Source organism: Amycolatopsis sp. cmx-11-32, from assembly GCF_047608695.1.
GTDB lineage: Bacteria > Actinomycetota > Actinomycetes > Mycobacteriales > Pseudonocardiaceae > Amycolatopsis.
This window is the reverse complement of record NZ_JADNQN010000004.1, coordinates 1-19,355: the sequence shown is the minus strand read 5'-3', so window position 1 is coordinate 19,355 and position 19,355 is coordinate 1. Positions and strand designations below refer to the sequence as shown.

Genomic DNA, 19,355 nt, shown 5'->3' with positions numbered 1-19,355 from the left:
CTTCAAGCATTCTAGCCCGACATGATTGCGCACTGGAAATGCCACACTGCGACCATGACCGCAGCCGCCGGGACCGTCCGGACACTCGTGCTCTGGGACGTCGACCACACGCTCATCGAGACGCGCGGGGTCGGCCGGGCGATCTACGACCGGGCTTTCCCAGAGGCGACAGGTATTCCTCTGACGAACCTGGCCAAGATCGCGGGCAGAACCGAACTCGACATCATGGCCGAATCGCTCCGCATCAACGGCCTGAAGCCGACGGACGCCCTGGTAAAACGGTTGGCGGACACCTTGACGGAGCACTACGAGCAGGCCAGGCACGAACTCGCGACCGTCGGACGCGCGCTACCCGCGGCTCACACCACCCTTGAACGCTTCGACGCCGACGCCACCGTCCATCAAGCGATCCTGACCGGCAATCTCCGCGACGTGGCACGCGTCAAACTCGAAGTGTTCGACCTCGCGGGCTACCTCGATTTCGACAGCAGCGCGTTCGGCGAAGACCACGCCGACCGCGCTCACTTAGTCCACATCGCCCGGCAACGCGCCGAGAACCGTACTGGAATTCGCTTCGCGGCCGAAGACGTCGTCTTGATCGGAGATACCCCAAACGACGTCAAAGCCGCACTGACAGCGGGAGTGCGGATCATCGGAGTCACGACCGGCAAGGCGTCCGCCGAAGTCCTCCGCGACGCAGGCGCGACTCAAGTGGTCTCCTCACTGGCAAATCTCGTCCTGTGACTCCCACCGAACTCTGACGGGCACCGTGAGCTCGATGACAGGGCCGCAGTAAGCACCTCTCCCATTTCGCCTCTGGTCGGCAAACGCAACCTCTCGGGAGTCAGTGGCAGAACACACTACGACCAGCAGTCGGTGTTACCCTTCGGTAATCGTCCTAGTTTGCCGGAACAGGTCTCGGATCCCCGTGATCCTCCTGCGCGATCGTCTGCGCAGCAGGTTCGGGAACGGCCGAGGTCTTGTCATCAGCAGGCAACAGACGAGGCGCCGACAATGTCCGGACCAGCGACAGCCAGCCCACACCGGCACTACGGGGCGACCGGGTTCGACGCGCCCACGAGCCTGAGCGACAGCCTGGCAACGGGTCCGCCCCCAGCGGCAGCGACCTATCGGGGCATCTACGACGCCCTCGGCCCGCGGAAGAACTGCTCGTCCGCAGACTGTCGCGTCGCAGACGAACTAGCGAAGCATCTTCCCGGAGGACGCGCGGGCGCCAAAGCTTTGGCCACGATACAAAAGGCTTTCACATATCGGGCGGGCCGCATGATGATCGCCGCGAAGGTGGAACAGTTTCTGGTATGCGGCGTGGACCTCTCCTTGACCGAGCCGCTGCACGGCTTCCTGCGGCACTGCACCGGCCCGAGCAGAGACACGCCGCGGGTGGTCTATCTCGATGACAATCCTGAGTCCGTCGCACTCGCGCGCGCGAGCCTCGGAGCCGCGGACACCTTCACCCACGTGGCGCTGGTCGATCACCGTGATCCACGCGCCGCCATGATGGCTTCCGTCGACGGCGACGAGAACCCTGCTCAGAGGCGCTCGACCGTCCGCGCCCACCTCGACTTCAACCGGCCGATCGGGTTGATCCACTGCGGACTCCTACCTCACCTCGCGGACAATAAGGATCCGTCCGCGACGACAGGGCTGATGCGATCCTGGAACGCGATACTCCCCGAGGGGTCTTTCCTCGCACTGACTCATTTCTGCCTGCCGGAGCAGAATCGCCAACTGGCCACGATCGCCGCACAGGCCGAGGACATCTTCGCCGCAAGCCCCCTGGGCGCAGGAATCTTCCTGAAACCCACGCAGTTCACAGCACTTTTCTGCGGTCACGAATTGGTACAACCCTCACCTGGCCACGCCCGAGAAGTCGTTCCAGTCGAATATTTCTGGCCGGATGGCCCCACTCAAGACGGGATTTCGAAAGCCATCACACCACTACTTTGGGGCGGGATAGCCAGGAAAGGCAAGCCATTCGGCCTCATCAGTTAGCCGCAAAGATAAGCGGCCACGCGCCTAGCAACAAGGAGGACACCGAATGCCAGCCGGACGCCATTCACATACGACAACGCGGCGCACATCGACCAGCTCAAAACTGGGCAACGTCAGCTATATCAACATTCTCTTCTTACTGCTCGGGGGAGGAGCAATCATCGGCAGCGCTTTTGTCGTCGCCTATTTCGGCGCCAGGCTCTACTTCGGACTGCCACTCTCGCCGTAGACCCGACCGCAAGCGCAATCAGAACGAACGTCACACCCTAGAAGCCCATGAGGAATCGTTGAAGAATCGAAAAGAAAAACTTTTGCCCACAGCGAAGACGAGGCTGCTAGGACTCGAACTTCTACGAATTCGGACACGAGCCGGGCTTACCGGATCGGACATGGGTCTCATGCTGAACTGGAACGCGTCCACCGTGTCGCGCCTGGAGAACGGTCTGAGCAGGGCTCCGGCGGGGGAGGTCGCGCTCTACCTGGCACGAGCGAAAGCGACGCCCGCTGAGCTCGACGAGCTGGTTTCTTTGGATCGCCGTCCTGACGACGGCTATCTGGTCAGCGCCCATCCGCCGGGTTTCCCCGATGGCCTTCCGATCATCGGCATGCTGGAACAGCAAAGCACGTCCATCACCAGCTACGATCCGGCAGAACTACCCCACGCACTCCAGATCAAGCCGTACATCCGTGAGGTCCTCGGCCACCGCGGATACGACGACCAAGCTCTCGGGGCCGCGGTGAGGACCCGCCTCTCCCGGCTCCCGCCATCCTCTCTGGCCAGCCGTGTCTTCACTTTCTATATCCCCGAAAGCACGCTTCACCAGCGCGGCGAGCATCCCGCCGTCGCGCGAGACCAGATGGCACACCTGACGTCGGTGTCCTTGCTGCCCCGCTGCCGTCTTCACCTGGTTCCCGAGACCGCGGCGTTGGACGACATCCGCGCTGGTTTCACCCTCTACCGGCACGAGGATCACCGCCCCGTCCTGCACCACCAACAGCCGACCACGAGCCTTTTCCTCGAAAACGACGCCGACATCGCCTTCTACGAAAGATATCTCGAACGCGTCGCGGCCCTGGCCCTCAGCCGCGCAGAGACCCGCGACCGTCTCGACCACCTCTCCACGGTCAAGCGCTAGTCACCCATCACGCACGACAACGAGGCATCCGGTGAACACCAGAAAAGATAAGTACTTTTCCACCGTCAAAAGAAGGGAGCTGGGTTTCGAACTGCGGAGGATCCGGGAACGCTCCGGGTACCTCGCGTTCAACATGAGCACCATGCTGGGCTGGAACGCCTCGTCGATCTCACGACTGGAGAACGGCCTGTGCAAAGCCCAGGACGGGCGGGTAGCACTCTACCTGGCGCGGGCGAAAGCGACCACCGACGAGCTTGATCGCCTAATCGCGCTGGACCGCTCCCCCGACGACGGCTACCAGGTCAGGCCCCACCCGACCGGCTTCCCTGACGCGCTCTTGCTTATTGCCATGCTCGATGCCGAAAGCAGTTCCTTCACCACCTACGACGCTACGGGCGTCCCCCGGCACCTTCAGGTCGAGCCGTACATCCGTGCCGCCCTCGCACACCACGGCCACATGGACGGACCGGTGCTCGACGCGGCGATACAGGATCGACTCACCCGGCAACCATCGGACTCTCGCAAGCCTGGTCCGTTCACCTTCTACATTCCCGAAGCGGCCTTTCCACGCAAGCCGGAGAACCCGGCAGTCATCCACGAACAACTGGTGCACCTGGTGCTCCTGTCCTCCTTTCCCCGTTGTCACCTCCATCTCGTCCCCGCGGCCGCCGTCGTGGCCGATCTCTCCTCGGGGTTCACCGTGTACCGGCACGACGAACATCCACCCGTCGTCCACCACCAGCACCCCACCGCCAGCGTCTTTCTCGAAAACGCGCACGACGTCGCGTACTACGAGAGCCATCTGGAACGCCTGGCGAAGAGAGCGCTCGACCGGCAGAAATCCCGGGAATTGCTCTGCCGGAAGCTGGCAGACATGGAACGGCGCCTCGAACATGACCGGCACGAGAAAGCACAGCGGGGGAACGGTGCCCTGCAAGACCGGGTGACCGCCTGATCCCACACCGCGACACGTCATCGCCGTCCTGCTCTTCGCTCCCCGTGCGAGCCAGCAGATTGGAATCGCGTTGCCTGCACCCGCACCTGGACGGGCACCCGCGCCCCTGGCGGCCCCGGCCATGCTGGACGCCGCCATCACCGAAGCCGTGGAACGCTCCGCCGCCGGGGTGGACGTGACCGTCTTGCGCGGACCGGCCGACACCGTCGATCCCCTCGTCGGCTTGTGCATCGAGAACGCGACACGCCTCGACCTGACAGAAGCCAGCAGCCAGCCCGGGCCCCCACCTGGCCGTAATTCTCCTCTACAGGTCGCCCGATCGACTGAGGAGCACTCAGCCGTTCGGTGCGTTGTCCTTCGCCTCGTTGACCAGCACAGCCCAGCCACGGCACCGTCAAAGATCGGAGGGTTTTCGCATGTCCGCATGCCGACCAGAGGGAGCCCGCTCATGCACGGCTTGATCGCCAGTCCATTCCTGGACGACTTCCTCATCCTACGGCCGGGCAGCGTGTCCGGTATCAAGCTCCCGCACCGGCACTGGCTCGAACTTCAGCGAGCCACGCTCTGCCCCGACTGGCTGGTCGGCGCCGTACGGCGCCGCTGGCCCGACCTCGATTTGACCGGCCGTCCGCTGGCCGGCACCGTCCTGATCCGGCCACAATCGCCCTTCGGTTATGGACGCGCCTCCTACGAGCTGAACCTGGGCTGCAACTACGACTGCGAGCACTGCTACCTGGGGCTGAAAAAGTTCGAAGGCCTGTCCTGGCCCGACCGGGAACGGCTGCTGGACATCATGGTCGAGGCCGGGGTGCTGTGGCTTCAGCTCACCGGCGGCGAACCGCTGATCGACAAGCTGTTCCCGGACGTCTACGCGGCCGCGTTCGAGCGGGGCATGATGCTGTCGATCTCGTCCAACGGCTCCCGCCTGGCCAATCCGGCCGTCCTCGACCTGCTCACCACGCATCGGCCGTACCGGCTCACGATCAGCGTCTACGGCGCGACCGCCGAGTCCTACGACGGCCTGACCCGACGCCGCGGTTCGTTCGCGAAGTTCTCCCGCGGCCTGGCCGCCGCGCACGAGGCAGGGCTGCCACTGAACCTGAACCTGATCGTCACCGAGCACAACGCGCACGAACTGGACGCGATGACGGCGCTGGCCGAGCGGTACGAGCTCCCGCATCACGTGTTCTCCAACATGTCCCCGACGATCTACGGCGGCGCCGAGAGCCTGCCCGCGCAGTCACGGGAGTATTTGCGCAAACGCAAACCGTTCACCGGCTGCTCGGCCGGGCACACCTTCTTCCACGTCGATCCGCACGGGATGGCGAGCATCTGCAAGGTCGGCCGCGATCCGCAGATCCCGCTGATGGACGAAGGCGTCAAGGGCTTGGCCCGGCTCGGCGGGATCGCCGACGGGCTCCTGCTCCGCCAAGGCGGCTGCACCGGCTGCGGATTGCAAAGCACCTGCGGGACCTGCATGCCACTGGTCACCCTGTACCGCAAAGCAAAGGCCCCGCTGTCGGCCTACTGCCAGCACTGAACCCAGCACACCAGGAAGGAGGTGGAACACCGTGACCGCTGTTCCCGTGGAAATCCAGCTGCGGCGCCCAGCCGAGCAGGTCCAGGAGATCGAATTCGTCGACGACCTGGACGTTCTGGTCGAGTCGTCGAAGTGCAGCTGTAACGCCGGCGACGACAACCCGTACTGACCCGACACGTCTCGGTGACCACCGGAGTGTCACACCCCGGTGGTCACCGAACGGTCACGGGCCTGCAGGTAACGTGCCGCCATGCGCTTCCGTCCGGAGTGGCTGCGCCGCGTGCTGCACGTCCCCTACGTCCCCACGCTCGGCCCCGTGCACCCGGACGCGCTCGACCCCGGGGTGTTCGACGAGGTCATCACCGCCACGGCGACCGGGGTGATGCTGCCCTTCGACAAGGACCGCCGCTGGTCGACCAGGAAGTCCGAGACCGTGCTGGTCGACGACATCGTGCACCGTCCTGACCTCACGATCGTGCCGACCGTGTCACGACGAGGCCGAGGCACGATCAAGGCCTACGTCTACAGCCCCGCGAAGCCGGACACCACCGCGTTACGAGCGGCGACCCGCCGCTGGTGCACCGCTCACGGCGCACACACCGGCCGCGTCGTCCGGTTCCACACCGACACCAGCGAGCACGCCTCGACGACCCGGCTCCTGCTCAAGGACTTCAGCACGCCGACGCCTCCGCCCACCGCCGACACCGTGGTCACCGATCTGGACGTCGCATCGCCGCAGATCCAGGACACCTTCACTGCCCTCGCCGAACGGCTGGACGAGGCCGGCTTCGGATTCTTGCGGCGCCGCTGGCGGGAACTCCGGGTCGACGGCCCGATCCTGGCCGCCGTCACCGACGAGAAGATCATCGGAGCGATCGGGCCGCTGGCCACGATGACCGACCGCCAAGGTGCAACTGTGATGCTGCCGCAGTACTTCGGCGTCCTGCCCGAGCACCGCGGCCGCGGACATGGCCGGGCACTCTGGCGGCACGCCGCCGCCTGGGGTGAACACCACCGGGCCGCCTACCAGCTGCTGCAAACCACCGCAGGCAGTCCGTCGGACCGGCTGTTCCGCTCCGAGGGCCTGACCCCGCTCGGCTTCGCCACCACGGTGCCCGCGTGAACACCACCTCGACGGCACAGGCCATGCTGCAGGACGTCCGTGACCGCACCTCCTGGTTCGATCTGCCCGCCGCCGCCAGGACCGCGGTGGAAGCCGAAACCGGCCCCGCGCACAAGATCGACATGATCAGCGCCGGCCTGAACTCCGGGATCGCAGCCATCCTGCACACCCGCGACACCTCGGTGTTCGTCAAAGGGCTTCCCGCCCGCCACCGCCGTATCGCAACCCAGCACCGCGAAGCCGCCCTCGCCTCCCACGTGACCGACGTCGCCCCCGCGCTGCGGTGGCACATCGAGGCCGGTGGCTGGGACCTTCTCGGCTTCGAACACCTCGTCGGTGCCCCTGCCGATCTCAGCCCCGGCTCCCTCGACCTCACGGCGCTCGCCGACGCCCTAACCCTGCTCGGACGGATCCCTGCTCCCGACATCCCGCTGGCACGCATCGAGCAACGGTGGGCCGGACATGCCGACGAACAGGATCTGGCGCTGCTGACCGGTGACCGGCTCCTGCACACCGACCTCAACCCGCACAACATCCTCGTCACCCCAGCCGGTGCGCGGATCGTCGACTGGGCCTGGCCCACCCTCGGCGCCGCCTGGATCGACCCCGCCTGCGCCGCCCTATGGCTCATCGCCGAAGGCCATACCCCGACCTCCGCGGAAATCTGGGCCGCGACCATCCCCACCTGGCAGAACGCGCCCATCTCCGGGATCGACACCTTCACCACGGTCAACACCCGGCTCTGGGAACAGATCGCCCACGACGACCCGCAACCCTGGAAACAACGCCTTCACCAAGCCGCCCTCACCTGGCACCAGCACCGCCAGGACGCGACCGGTCACTGAACCGGTAGTCGCTAGCCGAAGCAGACCCGCCCATCGGTCATGCAAGAGTCATCGCCCAAGTGTTTGTCCCCGTGAACAATGCCGTCGGCTGGTCGGGTTCTCGCCGCGTTGGCTCAGTCTTGCTCCGGCAGCCAGCCACATCCCGCCTCCGTCACGACAAGTGTCCGACAGTAACGAGTGATTACATCGGTCCGACTTATCGGGTGGCGTGCTCGTCTCGTGTGCCATGGGGACACCGCGCTGCCGCCCGTGAACACGCTGGCGGCCGTTCCAGTGAAGATCGTCTGGTCGGGTAGCGGTGCTACCTGGGGGAATGCCAAGTTGGAGAAGATGGCCACCGCAGCAGAGAACGCAGGTACGGAAGGGCGTCCTGCCGCGACGCGAACCCAGCACGCCATTCGGTTGCTGGCGCTCTTGGACGGGTGCGGTACGTCGACCGTGGACGGAGATCCCCCGGGAACCGTCAAATCCGTCCGGAGCGAGCTGCGGCTCCAAGCGATGGACTTCTGGCTGCGGAACCCGGACTACCTCGCCGACGAGCTGGTGTCGATGGTGGAAGCGGGTGCGGCCGACCCTGGCCTCCTGATCACGGCGCAGTCGCTCTTGGACGACCCGGAACCTGACCTGCGCTGGTACCCGATGCCGCGGTGGTTCTTCGGCGCGTACGAGCAGCTCGATGACGCGTTCTCCCTGCTGGAGACGTACGGTCTTGCCACGCTGCGGCGAACCGGGCAGCCGGGCAAGAAGAGCAAGCGCAACCAGTTCTTCCTGACACAAGCCGGGGCCACCGCGGTCGCCGAGCTCGCGACGGATCCGACGCTGGGGTGGTACACCGAGCAGGTGAAGCTGGTCGCGCTGGTCGCCGGGGATGACGGCGGGCAGGCGCTGAAGGACCGGCAGTACCGGCAGGCCACCTACGCGGGAACCGAGCTAGGGGTGGACATCGCGCCGATCGCGCCGCGGGTACGTGAACGACTCGACGGGTTGAGCACTGCCGTCACGGGATCGGCTGCCGAAGACGGCGGTCAGGAGGGTATTCAAGCGTGAGCGCTCTGGGCAAGGAAGTCGCCGGCATCCTGGCCAAGCGGCGGACGGGCGATGCGATCGTCCTCACGGTGGACGAGGTCGACGAGATCCTCAGCGGGTTGGGCGTCCCGCTGGGCGGTACCAAAGCGGTCCCCGTGCCACTGCGCGCGACCCGGATGCACTTCAGGGGGACGAAGTGGCTCAAACCGGATCACCCTGATGCCCGAGGGCACCCGCTGGTGGACCCGGCCGACCTCCCCGAATGGATTCGACCGACCGGCTCGACCGGTGACGGCGCTACGCCGGAGGTCGACGAACACACAGGGCCGAAGGCTCGAGTTCCCTTTCACTTCGTGTGGTCGCCGCAGCCCGGCGTCAACGGGATCGGCTCCGGGCGGAACCTGCGTGGCAAATCGACTCTCTTGAACGTTCTCATGTGGTCGCTCACCGGCCGGTGCCCGCAATTCCAGAACGACGTCCGCAGCTGGATCGAGCACGTCGAGGTCGACTGGCAGGTGGGTGCCGAGCGACTCCGGGTGGACTTCGACGCGGTGAACGGGGTGGCCACCGGGCAAGTCGTCAGCTTCACGGATGTCGGCTCCGACACCAGGTCCACCGTCCTCGGCCAGTTCGACGGCGCGGATTTCGAGGGCGTCATGGGTTCGCTGATGATGACTCGGTTGCGGTTGGAGAACATCCCCGTCTGGACGGACACGGCGGCGCGGGTGCACGCGTGGCCCGCGTACTCCAGTTCGTTCGTGGTCCGCGCAAACCAGCTCGATCCGATCGTCGGCAACGAGCAGACCATCGGCCTGCGGATGATGCAGATGTTCATCGGTACGGACTGGGCACCGGTGCAGGCCGCCGCGATGACAGCGCGACGCGGCCTGGACAAGGCGCAAGCCGCCGCGAAGGACAAGGCTGATGCCGCGGGTGAGGCGGTGGAGGTCAGCCGGCGCGCGGCAGAAAAGCACGTCCAGGAACTCCAGGCGAAGATCAGGAATCTGCCCCCCGGAACGCCGGACGTGCGAGTGATGCTCAACGCCGCGACCCGCGCCTCAGACCTCGCACGCGAGACGCACAAACTCGAGGCGAAACTGATCGCGCAGACTTCGCTCGCCGGAACGGCACGTCAGCAGCTCAAGACACTGAAAGCTCGTGCGCACACCGGCTACGAGGACGCGCTCGCTGCAAGATTCTTCCATCACATGCGTCCTTCGGTGTGCCCTCGTTGTGCTGCACAGGTCACTCCGGAGCGACAGGCCGCGGAACCGGACAAACACGAGTGTTCGGTGTGCACCGGCGAGCTGAACCTCGAAGCCCTCCAAGCCGATGTCATCGTGGCCGCGTCCGTCCCGGACGAGCTCGTCGCCGGTTTGGTCGCAAGGACGTCCAGCGGCGATGGCGGGGACTCCGATGCCGAAGAAGAGTCTCTGGACGAGGTCGAAGCGGCACAGATCGCGGTGACCGCCGCCGAAGCCGCGGTGGCGGAGCTGACCGCCGAGATCGCGGCACTGACGACGGAACGGGACGAGGCCGCGGCGCGTGTCGAAGCGGGGAGCGGACTGCTTTCCGCCGCGAGTGCTCGCCGTGTGCTCGAACTGGACTTGGCTCGTGCCGAAGGCGCACTGGGGGCCCTGACCCGGTCAAGCGATCCCAAGACGGTCGACCCGGTCGACCCGGTGCGGCTCGCCGTCGTCGACACGGCCGAGCAGGTGCTGAAGAAGTGGGTGAAGAAAGACCAGGACCCGATGCTGGTCAAGATCTCCGCCGACATCGAACGCCTCACGCAGAGCTTCGGCGCCGACAACCTCAGCGGTTTCGCGCTCAACGGCTCTGCCTCCATGGCGCTCCGTGAGAACGGGGTCAAGCAGAAGTACTCCGGGCTGACTGCAGGGGAGAAGCTGCGGGTCAAGATCGCGACCGCCATCGCGCTGATTCAGCACGGTTACGTCGAGGGGATCGGTCGTCACCCCGGATTTCTGGTCCTCGATTCCCCCTCGGCCGAGGAAATGCCGGAAGAGGATCTCGCCACCATGGTCAAGGCACTGCAGGACGTCGCGAGTGAGGCCGAGATGCAGATCTTCGTCGCGACCCGCAGCGCCACGCCACTCGTCGAGCTTCTTCCAGAGGCCAACCGGGTTGTCGCGGAGGGCAATTCCTACGTGTGGTGAGAAGCTGCACGACAAAGTGCAACGAGGAGGAACGCCATGAGCAGCGGTGCGGCCGTCGAATTGGAAGGAGACTTCACGGCGCTCCTCGCGGCCGGCTCGGGAGGCCAGCCGGCCGAAGGTACTTTCGACACACTCGGCGGCTGGGAACGGCTTGCTCAGGACGCCGCTGAACTCGCCGACAGCCCGGTGCTTCCGCCGCTGGTCCACCTGGTCACGCAGGAGGCCGCCAACTCCGGTGGCCGAACCGACCGCTACCCGGAAGCCATGCTCCGTGTGTCCGCTGCGGTCACCTCCAGCCGAAGCCCGGCCATCCTCATCGACGGTCTGGACACTCTGCTCAACAGTGGTCCCGTGCTGAACGAGGTCGGCGCGGCGCTGGCCAAGGCACTGGAAAGAACTGTCCAGGAATTCCTAGATTCACCGGAGCCGGACAGTCGTGCCGCACTGCGAGCGGCGAGCGCGCTGGAAGCCCGCACCCGCCTGGCGCTGTGCGGGATCGGATCGCCGTACGCCTTGCTGGCACTTCTGGAGCGCTTCGACGCACCACTGCCCAAGCCACTCGGCATCGCGGTGGTCCGCGCCGTCGGTGTCGCCGTCGACCATTGGCCACACGCCGCGAGCCTCACCAGTGTCGTACGCCTCGTCGCGGGAATCGACCCCTCAACGGGGGCGCCACGTCCAGCTGCCGACCCCGAAGACGTCGCCTCCGACGCCGCATGGGTGCTGGCGGGGATCGAACTGGTCAGCGCGCTTCGCGCCGCAGACCTCCCTCACATGCTCCGCAAACTGGAGGACTCCGCGAGGTACTTGCAGGTCGCGTGGGACACCTATGAACGCGAAGACGCCAGTGTCCTCCTGACCGTGGTCGAAGTGCTGTGCGCACTCCTCGACGAGTCCTCGCCAAGGCCGGATGTGGAGGCCCTGTCGATATCTCAGCTCGAACCAGGCGCGTTGGCCGACCTGGCCGAGCGGGTCCGCCGCATCAACGTGACGTCCATGGGCCTGAACCACTGGTACGGAGATCCGAAAAGAGCGGCGCTGCTGGCATGGACTCGACTCGCAGACGACCTGGGTAGGCTTCGGGAGGAGTTCAAACGGAGTAGCTTCTACAAGGCCGAAGTCGTCGTCGACGACCTGCTCCAGATCTACCTGGGCTCACGCTCCACCGCTGTGGTCTCCCACGAAGAGGACATCGACGGCCTGCTCAGACTCGTCCAACCGGTCATCGAATCGGGATTCGCCAGGACCGCCGGCCTGCTGAGCAACCTTGAAGATCACACCCACGCCTTGGCGCAGGAAGTCGCGACCGCGGCGGGTGACCGCGAACGCGAGGTCACCGAGAAGCTCGCCGCCGCACAGGCAGTACTTCAAGCGGCAAAGACACAAGCATTGGCCGGTGCAGGGCCGGGAAAAGACGGTAGCGGCACGGCGCCCGCGTCGCTGCCGCAGCCACTCAGCGAACTCGTCGCATCAGGATCCGCAGCGGCAGCCGAACTCGCCGAGAAACTATCTCCCGAGACCCTCGCCGAACTGGCCAAAGCGATCAGCGACGCCACCATCGGACGGCACAGCCTCAACCTGATCGAAGAGGGGGTATACCGCACAATCCAAACCCACCTGGAAGCCAGCCCCGATTACCAGGGCGAGCCGAAGCTCGCCGTCGACGACATCCTCCGGCTGATCATCCAGTTCGTCAGCTCACGGACCAATGCCCAATCGGACCTGTACCCCTACTTGTTCGACCCGAAGGCCGTCGAAGACCATATCCACAAGGATCTCCTTGACTTCTTGAAAGCCAGTAGCCACAGCGCGATCACCGAATACGAGAACCAGCACGTCGGCGGCGGCCGGATCGACCTTCGACTCAAGTTCAGCGGATTCAGCATCTGTATCGAAATGAAGTTCGACTCGATGAAACAACCCTTGAGCGACAAGCAGGCATACCTCAAGCAGGCAGTCACATACCAGACCACCGACATCCGAATCGGATTCCTGGTATCACTGCGCCACAAGGCATTCGACCTCACCGGGGCACCGCCGCACCTGAGCGCGCTCATCGACCACACGGTGTTCGACGTGCCCGGCGATTCGATCCCAAGGCACATCGTCACTGTGGGTGTCCCCGGGAGCCGCACCAAACCGTCGGACATGAAGTAGGTCGCGCGGTTCGGAGACGAGGCCCATTCCCGGGCCGATACGGATCATGAGCAGGCGGCGCGGGTCGTGCAGTTTTGGTGCACGATCGAGGTGTTCAGTCCACAGGGAGTTCCGAAACTCACTCCGGCCAGGGATCGACGGAGCTCAACGCAGGTGGTCCTTGACGTAGCAGACGGTGAACCAGCACCATGGCAGGCTCCTCATGCGATCGCGCGGTGGACCCTTTCGTCAAGCAAGTCGGCCAGCGTGCGATCGAGCAGATCAAGATGCTCATACCGGAGACTCCCCCTGATCGCGGAGATGATGTCGGCCGACTGGGGTCGTGACCAAGTTGTCCTCGCGGCCGAGGCCGGCGCCGACGTCGTATTACTCATCGGCCCAGCCAGCACGGCCAGCGTCTCGGCGGCGGTCGAGGCCGGACGCCGCCTCGGCATACCCATCATGCTCGACGCGCCGACAACGTCGTTATCACAGCAGTGGGTCAGCGCCATGGAACGCGCCGGGGTCGATGGCTTCACGATCACCACCAACGTCGACACCGGCATCGCCAGCACGACCTCCCTGACCACGGCCCGCAGGATACGGTCGTGGACCCAGCTTCCCGTGGCGGTATCCGGAGGTTTCAGCCCGGCTGACCACGCGATCATCACCAGCCCTGACTGGGACATCCTCATCGTCGGCCGCAGTGTCGCCGACGCCGTAGACCCCGCAACCGCTGCTCAGCGCATTGCCGAACTCGTCCACTCGAACGACTGAGGAGCCACATGAAGATCTCGCCGCTTCGCCAGGAACTCATTCCTCAGGTGATCGACCTGATGGAACTCGGCGCACCCTACATTCGGCCACGCACCTACTCGGACTACTGGCTCTACGCCACCCTGTTCTCCTCAACCTGCCCCGTCGCCACCATCGACGACGCGCTCGCCGGAGCCGTCATGGCATTCCGCAGCCAAGACAACCCGGACGACGTCTACATCCAGGACGTCATGACACATCCCTCATACCGACAGCGGGGCGTGTCGAAGTCCCTCATCGCCGCCGTCCGTGACCAAGCCGTCTCATGGGGCGCCAAGCGCCTCTACCTCACGTCCGAGCCGGAAAACGACGCCGCACACGCCGCGTGGCCAGCCATGGGATTCATCAACCAACCCAGCGACTACAAGGTCAACGACATCTGGGTCACCTCCGATTTCAAAGGCCCTGGCAAGGACCGCGCGGTCTACGAGCAGCACTTAACGTAGCCGCACTACTGCGACATTGGCGCCGCCCAAGCGCCGATACAGGCCGACCTGTCGACGAGCTCGACCCGCAGTCCGCTGTCAGCCGCGTTGTTCGGCGGCACCCGTCGAAAGCGTCGGGCTCGGATAACCGTCCGGTGCGCCGACGACCCGCTCGCTAAGGACGTGGACCTCGAAACGTCCCGGGTCATAGCCGCCAGCTTCCCATGCCATCTCACTTGTCTCGACGCGCCACTCACGCCCAGTAGCACGCTCCCGCAGCAGCCAACTCAGTCCGCCCACCTCCTCAACCTCACGCCGCGACCCGCCACGGAACCGACGAAGTAGAACATATGTTCGCACATGGCTACGGTAAGGGTCACGCGCCAGAGGTTGTCGGCGGTGAGACTATGGTCGCGACTGGCCGACGATCTCGGCGGCAAGACCCATCACCCGCGGCGTAAATTCGCACGTCAAGAAGTGTTCTCCCCGCGCGAGCGGGGCTGGTCCGTTCACTGTCGAGGTGTGGGAAGGCGACTACACGTTCTCCCGCGCGAGCGGGGCTGGTCCCATCGCCGACATCTACGCCCAGCAAGCCGGCGGGTTCTCCCCGCGCAAAGTGGGCTGGTCCCAAGAACACGATCAGCAAGGCCACCGCCTAGCTGTTCTCCCCGCGCGAGCGGGGCTGGTCCGTCCAACGCCACCCCGTCCGGCACGGCGCTACTTTTCTCCCCGCGCGAACGGGGCTGGTCCCGGTGTGGTTCCGCTCGCGCGTAGATCAACCACGTTCTCCCTGCGCGAGCGGGGCTGGTCCCTACGGCATCGAGGTCCGTGACACCGGTTCGGCGTTCTCCCCGCGCGAGCGGGGCTGGCCCGTACACGCCGCCGGTCTTGCGAACCTTCATCGCGTCGTCCCCGCGCGAGCGGGGCTGGTCCGTCGAGCAGGTAGCCACCGCGAGCGGTGGGCACGTTCTCCCCGCGCGAGCGGAGCTGGTCCGGCGTGACTCGACGGAGCCGCCCTCGATCGCAAGTTCTCCCCGAGCGAGCGGGGCTGGTCCTGCCCACAGGACGACGTTGCCGCCGATGCCGGCGCTCTCCCCGCGCGAGCGGGGCTGGTCCGGCACTGGAGCCGAGTTGCTCGATATGAATGATTTTCTCCCTGCGCAAGCGGGGCTGGTCCTCCCTTCCCCTGAGTTTGCTCGCCCGCACGTCGGTTTCTCCCCGCGCAAGCGGGGCTGGTCCGCTACAGGCATGCGTCCACGACTACCTCCAGCAGCTCCCCCCGCACGAGCGGAGCTGGTCCCCATGAGGAGAACGGCGGTCGCTGTGTCCTGGCGTTCTCCCCGCGCGAGCGGGGCTGGTCCCAAGGCCAGTCGCAGCGCGACCCGGTTCGGTGTGTCGTCCCCGCGCGAGGGGGCTGGTCCGTGAAGTGAGGGAGTCAGCTCCCACGAAGCTGGGTTGTCCCCGCGCGAGTGAGCCTGGCCCCGCGGCCTGCATCATCTGCTTGACGTGACTCGGGTTTTCCCCGCGCGAGCGGGGCTGGTCCGGTGCCTAAATTCAGGCAGTAACCGGTGCCGACCGGTTAGCAATCCGACAGGCCGCTAACGTCCGTTTCGAGAAAGACCAGCCCGCCCTCCTGGCTGACGTCGCCGGCGGCCACGCTGACTGTGTCGGGTCGGCGGTTAGGTGAGCTGGCGCGGCCGGCAGCGCTGATCCTGGACGACTTCGGCATGCGGGAAGTTCGACCAGATCCGGAAGAACTCAAGTTGGACAGTCACGCAGATCATGGTCGTAGAGGACCCCGCCCTCTTGCCAACAGATCGGCGGCGGCGATGACACGGCCTGCAAACCCCACAGTGACCAGCGCCTCCGTGATCGATACGACTAGCAGGTCCGCGCGCACGCCGTCGGCCGTCCAGTAGAGCACGACCGACAACAGGGCGGGGACCGCGAATATCAGCAGGTCCACTGCCAGCTGCATGGACTTGTCGAGTCGTCTCAGCGGATCGCAGCGGTGGACAGACTCCCAGGTGAGCACTTGATCCGCACGATGGATGGACGCCGCAAGCGAGGGCGCCAGGTGCCGCCCCAGGTACGTGCCGATCGCTGAGATCTTCTGGTCGTTGACGAAGTAGGTCCAGCCCAGAACCACGCATACCAATGGCAGCAACAGCAGTAGGTACGGGCGCCCGGTCGGTTGGATCACCAAGGCCAGCGTCGCCGCCAGCGCGGCTGGTGCCGCGTACATCAATCGGTCCCGCAACACGATCCGTGATGTCTGTTCCGCTTTGAGGGCTTCATACTCCGCAAGCAGGACAGCTCTGGACGAGTCGTCCCGCATGGAGTTATCGAGTTGAGTTCCGCTCATAGCTTGTCGTCACCTCTTCGGTGTCGGTCCAAGGCATCCCAGGGTCTTCTAGGCGCATATGCCCGGAGGGCCTGGCCAGGGCGCCCCCATCACTCCGACCAGTTCCGCGACCACATGGCCCGACGGTCGTTCTCGAACTCGATCCAGTCACGCCCCTTATGAGCCACGGCTTCCAGCATGGGGAGAGCCACGTCCATCCCGGAGGTCGCCGCGGCGAGTTGGTTTAGCTCTGCCTCATCGTCGGCTTCGGTGTCGTTTTCGACGTCGACATGATCGCTGACCGCGAGGATCTCCATACCGTCCAGCAGGCGAAGCCGGAAATCCCGATTGCGCACCTTGCGGTCAGGCTCTTCGGGGCGCTTGACCGTCTTCTCCTGGACCGTGAGCGATGCGGACGCGATGCGGTCGTAGCCGAAAACATTCCAGGCCTCGTTTTTGATCTCTCCGGTGATGAGGTCCAGATGTACACGCGAAGCCCGGACCCCATGCCGGGTCAGCAAGATGACCATGACCTGGTACGCCTCGTACCGGGGCGGGCCATGCGGCACTACTCCACGCCGGGTGTAGGGGGCTCGCTCGTTGAGGACGATGTGCGAGATGAGGTCCCGTTCGGCAATATCGCCTCTGCGCAACGCCTCCGCCTTGATGTAAGCCTTGTCCAGGGCCAGCCAGCGGGCTATTTCACTGTCGTTCGGGCGATCGGAGAGCTCATCCCGCCATCGCTTGTACTCGGCCATCTCTTGCTCGAACAGCGCGTCCGCGTCAGCCAAAAGGAACCGAGTCGCCCTGCGGGCAGCGAAAAACTCGATCACCGCGGGCAACGCAAACCAACTACCCGCCGCGATCGGCACGATCTGCCAGCGATGAGCGAAACCCAGCAGAGCCAACCCCGCCACGGTCACTAGGGCGCCTGCCACCTGCCGGTTACGAGCACCCCCTCGGGCAGCGGGTTCTGGTTGAAGCTGAGAGTCAAGGCCCGGCCACTGCTGGGCAGCTCGTCGCGCGTGCCAGTCGAAAAGCCATTTCAGCCGTTTGACGGTCTGGCTGTAGTCCTGGTCGTACCTGAGCCAGTCGTTGAACCTCCGCCGCAAATACCAGCGGCATCCGGCTGCGTATTCAGGCCAGTCCTGGGCGTCCAGCGGGCACGCTTCGCGGAAACACCTCTCGATGAGCTTGTCGACCTGGCTCGGCTCGGTCGGCGCGTCCGCAGGCCGCGCCGCGTCACGCCGGGAGGCGAGGTGCAATACGTGCCCGGTGTGCTCGATGCCGTAGCGGGTCGTCACGGCACTGCCCGCGATCAGCAGGACCAGCCCGCCCCAGAAGAGAAGGCTCATCGGGCCGAAGAACAGGCCGGCGACGGACAGTACCGCGACTGTGCCTCCGATGAACACGGGCCGACGGTCATCGATGTCCGTAGTGGACGTGCGGGTCCGATACCTGGCGGGCTTTGTGGGATCGGGTTCGAAGAACTTCCGGGCCCGCTCGTCACGTTTTCGAGAGAAGCGCTCGGTACTGACCTCGTGTTTGCGCTCGGCATCGAGCTGTTGATCCAGGACGCCGGTGACCAACAGTGACAGATGTCGACTGATCTCGTCCTGCCGCTCGGCAGGAAGGTCACCAAATGCGGTCACGGCGGTGAAGGACCCATCACCGCTGTCCGATCGGACGAGCTCGATGAGGCTCCGGATAACTCGATGCGCTTGTGACCATTCATCTTCCGGTAGTGAGGCGCAGAGTTTTCCCACGTCGCGGATCCTTCTGGCGTGGTCTGCGGTGAGGTCTCCGAAGCCACGTTCGCTGAGTACCGCGAGCACGTAGAAGTAGATGCGCTCGGTCGACTGATGGCCGCTGAAGACCAGCTCAGCGAACAGTTCTTCGGCACGGCGCGGCAAATCGCCGGTGAGATAGGCAGGTGCGACCTCGTGTCTGCGCTCGGCGGTGTCCCCCTCAGTGACGTTGTAGATCGTCGTGTCGTGGAAGACGCTGTCCACGACTTGCGTACCGATCTGCTGGTCGACCTGGGCGTTGCCGGACGCGATGTTCTGGCTTTCGATGCCGTCGACGATTGTGTCCCCGCTCATCGGAACCCCCGGACAGAACCGAGGTTGACGCCGATCTGCTGGCCGACATGGGCGTTGTCCCGCGCTGTGTTCGTGCTACGGATGACTGGGATCGTGGATGGCGGTGACTCGTCGCCTCCGGAAGTGTCCTCGTCGGGCTCGAGGGCGGTGATCAGCGCGATCGCGAATGCCGCCGCGTTGCGAGCTGCGAGCAGCTGTCCACCTTTGCGATCCGCTGCGGCCTTGCCCCCGTCCGCGAGGTCGCTGATGCCACGCACCGCCACGGCGCGGACCTGGTCGCCGAGATGAGTCGCGTGCGCGAAGCCGGAGCTCTCCATATCGACGGCCACGGCGTCGTTGTACGACTTGTGCAGCCTCTGGGCCAGTTCGGAGACACGGGAGTTGAGGACGACATCGCCCACCGCGATGGCTTCGAAGTAGACCATTGGTGCGCCGCCATCCGCGTGGTCGGGCAGGAACGAATGCCACGCGGCAGCCTCCGCGCCTCCTGGTCGAGACGGTGCGCTACAGACCAAGCCGCAGGACGCACCAGGAACTCGTCATCCTCGCTGCGACCGCCCTGATAGGAGTAGATCTTGGTGGCCACGACCACATGTCCGTGGCCAGTGAATACTCCCCATAGGCGGCCAGATAAGGCCCCGCTGATGGCCACCGGGTTCCCCGTAGACGGCCAGATATCTCCCCGGTAGAGAGTCCGGGATGTCGTGCGGCAAGGCTGCA

18 protein-coding genes are annotated in these 19,355 nt (G+C 65.3%); 14 read left to right on the top strand and 4 right to left on the bottom strand.

All coding sequences use genetic code 11. The annotated features are described in order from the left end of the window. The first annotated feature begins 54 nt into the window (after positions 1 to 54). The 14 genes from ACM6LR_RS12535 (at position 55) to ACM6LR_RS12470 (ending at position 14,210) form a co-directional block, all read left to right on the top strand. Positions 55 to 744 carry an HAD hydrolase-like protein gene (locus tag ACM6LR_RS12535; protein ID WP_414943822.1) on the top strand — a complete coding sequence of 230 codons (690 nt, stop codon included), beginning with the start codon at positions 55 to 57 and terminating at the stop codon, positions 742 to 744. 270 nt (positions 745 to 1,014) lie between these two features. Further along, on the top strand, positions 1,015 to 2,013 hold the full coding sequence (locus ACM6LR_RS12530; protein ID WP_414943821.1) for an SAM-dependent methyltransferase: 999 nt from the start codon (positions 1,015 to 1,017) through the stop codon (positions 2,011 to 2,013). Positions 2,014 to 2,059: 46 nt separating this feature from the next. Further along, positions 2,060 to 2,242, top strand: coding sequence for a hypothetical protein (locus ACM6LR_RS12525; protein ID WP_414944042.1), 183 nt, complete (start codon positions 2,060 to 2,062; stop codon positions 2,240 to 2,242). After that, positions 2,187 to 3,149 carry a helix-turn-helix domain-containing protein gene (locus ACM6LR_RS12520; RefSeq protein WP_414943820.1) on the top strand — a complete coding sequence of 321 codons (963 nt, stop codon included), beginning with the start codon at positions 2,187 to 2,189 and terminating at the stop codon, positions 3,147 to 3,149. The genes ACM6LR_RS12525 and ACM6LR_RS12520 overlap by 56 nt, the downstream gene beginning before the upstream one ends. A gap of 31 nt (positions 3,150 to 3,180) precedes the next feature. Beyond that, on the top strand, positions 3,181 to 4,104 hold the full coding sequence (locus ACM6LR_RS12515) for a helix-turn-helix domain-containing protein (protein ID WP_414943819.1): 924 nt from the start codon (positions 3,181 to 3,183) through the stop codon (positions 4,102 to 4,104). 424 nt (positions 4,105 to 4,528) lie between these two features. Continuing rightward, positions 4,529 to 5,644 carry a radical SAM protein gene (locus ACM6LR_RS12510; protein WP_414943818.1) on the top strand — a complete coding sequence of 372 codons (1,116 nt, stop codon included), beginning with the start codon at positions 4,529 to 4,531 and terminating at the stop codon, positions 5,642 to 5,644. A gap of 31 nt (positions 5,645 to 5,675) precedes the next feature. Beyond that, positions 5,676 to 5,813, top strand: coding sequence for a hypothetical protein (locus tag ACM6LR_RS12505; protein WP_414943817.1), 138 nt, complete (start codon positions 5,676 to 5,678; stop codon positions 5,811 to 5,813). Positions 5,814 to 5,894: 81 nt separating this feature from the next. After that, the gene (locus tag ACM6LR_RS12500; protein WP_414943816.1) at positions 5,895 to 6,767 is read left to right on the top strand and encodes a GNAT family N-acetyltransferase; all 873 of its coding nucleotides are present in this window, start codon (positions 5,895 to 5,897) and stop codon (positions 6,765 to 6,767) included. After that, complete coding sequence (locus tag ACM6LR_RS12495) at positions 6,764 to 7,612, top strand: hypothetical protein (protein ID WP_414943815.1); 849 nt, start codon at positions 6,764 to 6,766, stop codon at positions 7,610 to 7,612. Before ACM6LR_RS12500 ends, ACM6LR_RS12495 begins: the two co-directional genes overlap by 4 nt. A gap of 438 nt (positions 7,613 to 8,050) precedes the next feature. Continuing rightward, the gene (locus tag ACM6LR_RS12490; protein ID WP_414943814.1) at positions 8,051 to 8,659 is read left to right on the top strand and encodes a hypothetical protein; all 609 of its coding nucleotides are present in this window, start codon (positions 8,051 to 8,053) and stop codon (positions 8,657 to 8,659) included. Next, positions 8,656 to 10,812, top strand: coding sequence for an ATP-binding protein (locus tag ACM6LR_RS12485; RefSeq protein ID WP_414943813.1), 2,157 nt, complete (start codon positions 8,656 to 8,658; stop codon positions 10,810 to 10,812). The genes ACM6LR_RS12490 and ACM6LR_RS12485 overlap by 4 nt, the downstream gene beginning before the upstream one ends. Before the next feature lie 36 nt (positions 10,813 to 10,848). Then, positions 10,849 to 12,969 carry a hypothetical protein gene (locus ACM6LR_RS12480; RefSeq protein ID WP_414943812.1) on the top strand — a complete coding sequence of 707 codons (2,121 nt, stop codon included), beginning with the start codon at positions 10,849 to 10,851 and terminating at the stop codon, positions 12,967 to 12,969. A gap of 300 nt (positions 12,970 to 13,269) precedes the next feature. After that, positions 13,270 to 13,725, top strand: coding sequence for an orotidine 5'-phosphate decarboxylase / HUMPS family protein (locus tag ACM6LR_RS12475; RefSeq protein ID WP_414943811.1), 456 nt, complete (start codon positions 13,270 to 13,272; stop codon positions 13,723 to 13,725). A gap of 8 nt (positions 13,726 to 13,733) precedes the next feature. Then, entirely contained in the window at positions 13,734 to 14,210 is a 477-nt protein-coding gene (locus ACM6LR_RS12470; protein WP_414943810.1) for a GNAT family N-acetyltransferase, read from the top strand. Positions 14,211 to 14,288: 78 nt separating this feature from the next. On the opposite strand, the gene ACM6LR_RS12465 is transcribed toward ACM6LR_RS12470, so the two are convergent. From ACM6LR_RS12465 to ACM6LR_RS12450, 4 genes are all read right to left on the bottom strand, one after another. Continuing rightward, positions 14,289 to 14,420, bottom strand: a complete 132-nt coding sequence (locus ACM6LR_RS12465) for a hypothetical protein (protein WP_414943809.1) — start codon at positions 14,418 to 14,420, stop codon at positions 14,289 to 14,291. Positions 14,421 to 15,969: 1,549 nt separating this feature from the next. Then, positions 15,970 to 16,554 carry a hypothetical protein gene (locus ACM6LR_RS12460; RefSeq protein WP_414943808.1) on the bottom strand — a complete coding sequence of 195 codons (585 nt, stop codon included), beginning with the start codon at positions 16,552 to 16,554 and terminating at the stop codon, positions 15,970 to 15,972. An 89-nt stretch (positions 16,555 to 16,643) separates the two neighbouring features. After that, positions 16,644 to 18,635, bottom strand: coding sequence for a hypothetical protein (locus tag ACM6LR_RS12455; protein ID WP_414943807.1), 1,992 nt, complete (start codon positions 18,633 to 18,635; stop codon positions 16,644 to 16,646). Then, positions 18,632 to 19,060, bottom strand: coding sequence for a hypothetical protein (locus ACM6LR_RS12450; RefSeq protein WP_414943806.1), 429 nt, complete (start codon positions 19,058 to 19,060; stop codon positions 18,632 to 18,634). The genes ACM6LR_RS12455 and ACM6LR_RS12450 overlap by 4 nt, the downstream gene beginning before the upstream one ends. Positions 19,061 to 19,355: the final 295 nt, after the last annotated feature.